Source organism: Leptospiraceae bacterium (genome assembly GCA_016708435.1).
Lineage (GTDB): Bacteria > Spirochaetota > Leptospiria > Leptospirales > Leptospiraceae > UBA2033.
Genome location: JADJFV010000005.1, coordinates 378042 through 384941, shown reverse-complemented (window position 1 = coordinate 384941; position 6900 = coordinate 378042). Strand labels below are relative to the sequence as shown.

The following is a 6900-nucleotide window of genomic DNA, read 5'->3' as shown; positions in this document are numbered from 1 at the left end:
TAATTCCAAAATTATTACAATAGGAATACTTAACAACGCAAAGCCAATGGAAACTAATATTGATTTATACCATAAAGCATTTGCCGGTTGATTGAAATAGACTAAAACAAAAGTCAGAATAAACAGAGTAATTATAAATCCAGGCTTTGTACTAGATAGTATTTTTTCCAGATCTTCATTTTGACTTTTATTTGAAAATTCTGTTCTGCGATTGAATTCTTCTTTATTTGTAAATTCAGAATCTTGACTCTCTGAGTCTAAAAATTCCTTTATTTCAGAATCAAAATGTTTTTGACAAGTGCCGCAAGAAATAGTTTGCTTAATTGTAATTCTAGAAAGTAGGATTTTATTTCTCGTTTTACAATCTCTGCATGGAACAATTATATAAATATCAGACTTATTTAATAGTATTAGTTCCTTGCAATTTTCACTGAAAGTGTTTCTCCATATGCGCCAATAAAGTTTTCTTTCTGGCATTTTTGCACTGAATGTATTTAAAGTATTTCAACTATCTTACCTTTTCAAAAATAGCATTGATAAATCTTTAGCTAATCCTAAAATTCCATAGAGATTCGTCAATTAAAAAACCAAAATGGATTTCTACAAGGATTTCTATTCTTGTAGAAATGAAAAATTCAATCCCAAGAAGGCCTTCCGATTATGAGTTTAAAAAGAATTCATGTTCAGTTCAGACGAAATCAGGATCTTAGTGTAGCAAAATAAATAAGCTCCGAAGGTTAAAAAGGAGAATAGCAATGAAAGAACATGAAAGAATGAGAAAGTCTTTTAATTCTGAAATTAGAGAATAATAAAGCAAGCAATCAAAGATTTTTTCTGTAAATGAATTGGACCCAAAGCAAGCTGACAAATTTTCGCTCAGAGGAATAGTCAAATCGAAGCTAGAAAAAAGGAAGGAATTCAGATTTTGAAAAAGCCATTTTAAACAATAAAACAATTACAGTTTTTATATAATGAACAATAATAATTTTTGAATTAAGTGGGTGTATTATTATGATCACAAAAGGCTCCATAACCAGAGAAGAAGCATCCAAGACATTTGATTTCTTAAGAGAAAAATATTCTGGACGCAGAAAAGCAATTAAGCAGTTTACACATCTTAGCCCCGACTTTGTTTTTTGGATTTATCCCGATGGGAAATTACACGACGCAAAGAATCACACGGCAAGAATCTACCTAGAGGATACGAGCATATAGTCGATGACGAGCCAGACTATGGTGGTTTTCTTCGCGGAAGAGTTGCTAGTAATTTTGGACCGCAGTTAATCGTTGTTTACTGTCGTCCTGAATCACTTGCTGAAAAAGGAGAAAAGCTTAGACCAGTTTCTAAAAGGAATGAAACAAATTCCAGTTGCGCTCGACAATTCTGCGTTGGTCATTAGTGATAATGGAGATATGTATGGGACTTATCGGAATTGTCAAGAAAGAGGAATGAATTCTTGAATCACAATTTTTCAATCAAACCAATAACCACAAGTAGTTTCCTTTTACCTTCCTATAAGAAGACTATAACTCAAAGACAGTGGATAACCCGCATTAAACTCGGTGCAGATGCCACCTGGCTCAAGAGTCTACATAGTATCATAACCGAGTTTGATGCCCCATTATAATCGCACAATAGTAAACGTCTTCTTATACGAAGTGTATACACAGGGTTAATTTCATAATGCCGCAACTGCCCTTGTGTCCTTTGTGTTTAAAAATTCTTACCAGCAGGTTTGCTGTGACACTGTGAATAGTAACTAATTACATAGTTGCACTAAAAACTGTTGCAACTGCGTAATTATTGAGAAAAAATATCTCACAAAAAATAATTTCAGTTGATTTTCGATTAGCCGCATACGAAGATTATTTTAACTGAACTACATCTATTCTTGCTTAAAGCGCATAACAGTAAGAAACCCCTTTCCCATTAGGAGAGGGGGAATACAGCTATATACCGCAACAACGATAAAGTTGGGGAGAGGTAAGCAAAAGCGAAGAAGGATGATATGAAAACAAAACAACTCAACTCCGAAGAAATCGGAGTGAAATGAAGTAAGGAAATTATATATGATAAAATTAATAAAAATTTTTTTAGAAAATATTACCAGAGCAGTTGATTACATTGCATTCTTAAATTGGACTTTGCCTATTCAATGGACAGGCAGGGATGCCAATCCTACAATTCCCTTCTTAATTAAAATTACAACATCATTCAATCATCCGTGTCCATCTGTGTTCATCCGTGGTAATTTTACTATTCAAACCGTAACAAAAAAGAAACAAATGAATTTCAGAATAGACTTTCCCAAATACAGTATCATTCAAAATAGGAAGTAGATACTATGGAACCAATTATCCCACTACTACCTGAATGTCCCTGGAGTTCTTTTCTTCCTCCTACGATTAAATACTGTGAAGACAATCTATGCTCTTATATTACGCAACCTTCTAACACATGGTCAAACCTTGCGTTTATTGCGATTGGAATTTATCTACTGCTGCAAAATAGAAAAGATAAGTTGTCTTACATTCGTTATATAGGACCGATTGCAATCTTAACAGGTATAGCTTCCTTTTTATACCATGCGAGCTTTACTTTTTTATTTCAATTCTTTGATTTATCTTCTATGTATCTTTTCTCTGCCATGGTACTCAGTATAAATCTAAGGCGTGCTAAATTCATTTCTGCGAATAATCAGAATTTAACCCTGCTTGCCCTACTCTTTACTTCTATGGGTTTATTGTTTTTATTCAAACCATTTGGAATTCCAATTTTCGGCTTACAGGTATTAGCCGGATTTGCTTTTGAATACTATTTGTTCCGAAAATCCAACAAAGACTATTCCTATTTTTATTATAAGTTAGCCATTGCCGCTTTAGCCCTTGCCTTTACTGCTTGGATTTTGGATTTTAAAAGAATTGCTTGCAATCCTTCCAACCATATTGTGCAAGGACATGCAGTATGGCATGTATTATCCTCTTTGTGTTTTTTGTTCTTTTATAAATTTTATAGCCAGAGAGAAATCGAAAAAGCTATTTAAACCAATACGAGGGTTTAATACAAGATAGCCGCACAAAGTCTCGCAGAAAGTTCCGGTAATTCTTTATGACTGCTTGCTTATTTTCTTTGGCAGGATTAAAGATTCCACGTTTACGACTGAGTTTTGATGGATTATCGGGTATATCAGACCAGGTTCCTATCTCAAGAGTCCAAGGCAAAAATCGGGACTTTCTTTTATTGATTTCGATTAAATTTCTAAACTGCAAATAAAATCGATCCCATAAATCTCCATGCGTTGTATAGATTTCACTTTGCTGTCCATATTGATACTGTGTATGTAAATTCTTTTCACTAAGATGCATTGCCATTTTTTTATATATTGCCTCATCCGCACAAGGCTCGTGGGTAAAGGCAAACGGCCACCATACATGATCCACTGTTCCAAATCCTGAATGAATATCTAGAAGAGGCATGATAGCAGTCTCGTTTGGGAAAAAATATTTTTTCATAAATCGATATACGATTCTAGATTCTGGCTCTAAATACTTTCCTCTAAAATAAGGAAGAGAAGAACTAATCCTATGCCCACCGAAAAAAAATGGAGCACTCACTGCATCGATTCCTGAGTTTCTCATTAAATCAACTCCGGCAGGATTAGAGCGAGAAGTCTGTGCGATTCCGCCAGGATTTATCATCGGCAAACAGACAATACCCACATCTCCATTAAAAATTTCTGGTAAAAATTCTTGGTGTTTAGAATTGACTAGATACTCTAAAAAATCAAGAGCTACTCTTACGCCTATCGTCTCAAGTCCATGAACGCCTGCAACAATACCAACTGGATTATTCTTAACCGCTGATTTTGTTCCTATCTCAAGAGAATAAACGGGAAATCTAAAATTATCTTTTGTCTTTCTAGAAAATCCAATTTGCGAAAGACGGACAAGTTTTCCTCCGTCTTTCGCAATCTTAAAAATCCTGTTCTCGTATCGATTGAGTCTTCGCAGTCCTTTCAGCATGATGGATTAAAAACACCTCATTCGTAATTACTCAACATAATACATTGCCACATAGGCACGATTCCATAACCCTCTGTGACTCTGTGCCTCTGTGGCAAGAAATTCTGAGTAGACATCCTTATTCTTTTAAATAATGCTTTCCGTAGCGGGCATCTATTTCTTTACGATCAAATAAAACAAATACATCTGTTGTCCCAAATACATCGTCTAATGCCGGATAGCCACATATTTTAGCACCTAATCGAACATAGCCTTTAATGATAGGAGGAATTGTTTTATAAACTGCTTTTTTGTCTTCGATTAAGTAGTTTGGATCAAATCCTTCTAGAGCATGTGTTGCATAAGGGCTGACACCTAATTCATCACCGGCTAATGCGTTGTTTTCTCTCAGATATGCGTAGGCTTGAGAGGCGACCAAAGGATCTTTAGAATGAATAGAGCCACATCCCATCAGATAACGGATATTATTCTCCAACATATATTCTCCGAATCCAGACCAGAGAAGGGAAATCACAGAGCCATCCCGATAATCCTGGTGCACACAGCTTCTACCTACTTCGGCAACATCATCTTCTAAATCATAAAGCTTTCTAAGATCGAATTCTGTTTCTGAATAGAATCCAATGTTTTCTTTCGCAACGGATCGTTTGAGAATGCGATAGGTGCCAACGATCTTATCTTGTGTCTCGTCTTTTACAATTAGGTGATCACAATAATAATCATACGCGTCTCTGTCCTTTTGTGACTGTCTTGACTCAGGAAGACCTTCCCCCATTTCTAAATTGAATACATTGTAACGAAGCGCAAGTGTTTGTTCAATTTCATATTGATTTTCCGCCAAACGAACTTCAAGCTTTCTCTCAATTCCCTGTTTGTTTTGAATGATGCTGATCGCCATAGTAAATCTCCTATTGTATATGTTTGATACTATCGCAAAGTGATGTTACAAGAAAATTACGCCCCAAATAAAAAAAGAAATCGTTTGTGACAAATCAGTTTTTTTGCCACAGAGGCACAGAGTCACCGAGGGTTATGATATATTACCAATTTTATTCAAGTGCATCATGTAAAAGACAACGAATAAAAGAATTGCATTCAAGAATAGCATCATCATTGTATAATAAACAAGCCAGAATTATAAACCAAACATTATTCTGTTTATATGAATCTTTCGCCATCTCTGTGTCTTTGTGCCTCTGTGGCAAATCTTTTTTCTATAAAGCGGATAATATCAACTATCCAAAGAAAGGATTTTTATTGTTCGAGTGGTAATGAGATTCTAGTTTGTAATGAAAGGAATTAAAATCTTCCGCTGTATAAATATTAAAACTATGTAGGACATCTAAATTAAAAGAATAGAAGTTTACTTCTCCTTCCGTTTTATTGGCAAGAATATTTGCAAGATAGACTACTTCTACACTTCTTTTAAACTCTAAGGGTGCCATGAAAGGATCCTGGTGAAATTGAATAATGGCAGAAAGCTCTTTCGGATAATTCCATTTATTCGCAAGAAGCATTCCTAGTTCGGAATGGCTTATCCCGATGGATGCTTCTTCTAAGGCACGGGTATTTTCCATTTGCAAATTTTTGGTCAATTCTTGAATAGCCACAAAAAGTTTTCCTTCTACTGCTAGTAATAAAATCTTTCCGATATCGTGAAGGAGTGCTCCTACGTTAATTGCTTCTATTGATTTTTCTATTCCAAAATCCTGCGCAATCTTGACTGCGAAAATACTTGTTTTATTTGCATGTTCCCACTCTTTTTCCATACGTGGAAATTTTTCTTTGATAACCTTATAGGAGCTAACAGCATACAACATACTTAAAACATTGTCAGAGCCAACAATCTTAATTGCTTGTAGAATTGTATTGACATTGGTTCGCGTGACAAAACTTGAAGAGTTGGAAAGTTTCAATAAATCCGCACTAAGTGCAGGGTTCTTTTCTATTTCTAGAGCGAGTGTTGGGAAATCTAAGTTTTCCGAATTACACATCTGCATTATTTTCTTGAGCGATTCAGGAAGAGAGGGAAGCATATCAACTTCTTGTAGAATTTTTTCTCTAATCTCGCTGACAATTTCTACTGGAATAATCTGGATTGGGACAAGCAGGGAAGTAACAGTATGACCTTCTACTGATTCAATCTTGAAATTGGATTTATCCAAACCAATGCTCTTAAGAAGTAATACAGTCATTACAATCCCAAGACCGGCACTTTCTTGTGAATCGGAATGATCACTGTATGCCTCTAAGATATTTTTATATTTATCCGCTGCTGTTAAACGGGAATTGATTCGAATTCTTTCATGCTCTACAAGCGGCGAATTGTTAATTACCTCAATTACAAGTCCATTTTCAAATCTAAACTTTAACACAATAAAGAATCGAGATCGATTTAAAAAACCAACATGCTCTGACCAATTTAAAATAATTTCATTTTTAAAACGAACAATTCCAATATTATAATCTTCTTGTCTTTCTGGATCGAGAGAATTTCTAGCAAAGAATTCTCGTTTGGCGGAAGCACGAATCGAGTTAACTAAAATTTCCTTAAGCATCATGAAGATGTATTCGGAGAGATAAATCTTTCCTATCCGATGCAATATTTGATGTAGAAGGCTATATATCTGTTGAAGATCTTCGTCAGTGATATAGCGGAAAGTAATTTCTACATCGCTTCCTTCCATAGCTGTTTGTTTTAATTCTTCGAAATTGTCCATTGTTGAATTTGATAATTTTATAAAGCACTCACTTGATAGGATGATATTTGACTAAGCAAAGTATATGTCAAACTCTGTTTCAAAATATCGAAGATATTTTCGAAAAGATGTAAGAAAAATCCAAACAACAACTAGAGTAGAAATATGCAAACTGCAA

At 34.9% G+C, this 6900-nt stretch carries 7 protein-coding genes; 3 read left to right on the top strand and 4 right to left on the bottom strand.

What is annotated here, in order from left to right:
- Nucleotides 1–477, bottom strand: a 477-nt coding sequence (locus IPH52_11820) for a hypothetical protein (GenBank protein MBK7055718.1), incomplete at its 3' end; no start/stop codon positions are given.
- A gap of 659 nt (nt 478–1136) precedes the next feature.
- Between IPH52_11820 and IPH52_11815 the strand changes: the two genes are divergently transcribed.
- The 3 genes from IPH52_11815 (at nt 1137) to IPH52_11805 (ending at nt 3044) form a co-directional block, all read left to right on the top strand.
- Nucleotides 1137–1400 carry a hypothetical protein gene (locus tag IPH52_11815; protein MBK7055717.1) on the top strand — a complete coding sequence of 88 codons (264 nt, stop codon included), beginning with the start codon at nt 1137–1139 and terminating at the stop codon, nt 1398–1400.
- Nucleotides 1401–2070: 670 nt separating this feature from the next.
- Complete coding sequence (locus IPH52_11810; protein MBK7055716.1) at nt 2071–2340, top strand: hypothetical protein; 270 nt, start codon at nt 2071–2073, stop codon at nt 2338–2340.
- A gap of 5 nt (nt 2341–2345) precedes the next feature.
- Complete coding sequence (locus IPH52_11805) at nt 2346–3044, top strand: ceramidase domain-containing protein (GenBank protein MBK7055715.1); 699 nt, start codon at nt 2346–2348, stop codon at nt 3042–3044.
- Here IPH52_11805 and IPH52_11800 read toward each other — a convergent pair.
- The 3 genes from IPH52_11800 to IPH52_11790 form a co-directional block, all read right to left on the bottom strand.
- Nucleotides 3037–4023: a carboxypeptidase gene (locus tag IPH52_11800; protein ID MBK7055714.1), complete on the bottom strand. Its 987-nt coding sequence runs from the start codon at nt 4021–4023 to the stop codon at nt 3037–3039. The genes IPH52_11805 and IPH52_11800 overlap by 8 nt on opposite strands.
- 118 nt (nt 4024–4141) lie before the next feature.
- Complete coding sequence (locus IPH52_11795; protein ID MBK7055713.1) at nt 4142–4921, bottom strand: GNAT family N-acetyltransferase; 780 nt, start codon at nt 4919–4921, stop codon at nt 4142–4144.
- Between the two features lie 337 nt (nt 4922–5258).
- Entirely contained in the window at nt 5259–6743 is a 1485-nt protein-coding gene (locus IPH52_11790; protein MBK7055712.1) for an HDOD domain-containing protein, read from the bottom strand.
- Nucleotides 6744–6900 lie beyond the last annotated feature (157 nt).